The sequence below is a fragment of the Streptomyces rubellomurinus genome, assembly GCF_000961885.1.
In the GTDB taxonomy this organism is placed as follows: domain Bacteria; phylum Actinomycetota; class Actinomycetes; order Streptomycetales; family Streptomycetaceae; genus Kitasatospora; species Kitasatospora rubellomurina.
In genome coordinates this window covers 1-285 of record NZ_JZKH01000370.1, presented here as the reverse complement: position 1 = coordinate 285, position 285 = coordinate 1, and the positions used below count along the sequence as shown (strand labels likewise).

1 protein-coding gene is annotated in these 285 nt (G+C 74.4%); it reads left to right on the top strand.

Going from position 1 to position 285, the window contains the following annotated elements:
- On the top strand, nucleotides 1-285 hold a 285-nt coding region (locus VM95_RS38230; RefSeq protein WP_045706364.1), incomplete at both ends, for a DUF8189 domain-containing protein.

Genomic DNA, 285 nt, shown 5'->3' with positions numbered 1-285 from the left:
GCGTTCGGCGGACGGCCGGCTGGAGGTGTTCGCGGCCGGGGCGAACGGCGTCTCGCACGCCTGGCAGACGGCGGTCAACGGCGCGTGGTCGGACTGGGAGAACCTCGGCGGCCCCGCGGGCGCCGAGCTGGCGATCGGCGCGGACGCGGACGGCCGACTGGAGATGTTCGCCATCAACGGCACCATCCTCCAGCACCGCTACCAGCTCCAGCCCTCCGGCACCTGGTCCGCCTGGGACACCTTCGGCGGCGGCGGCCACACCATCGCCGTGGGCGCCAACCAGGA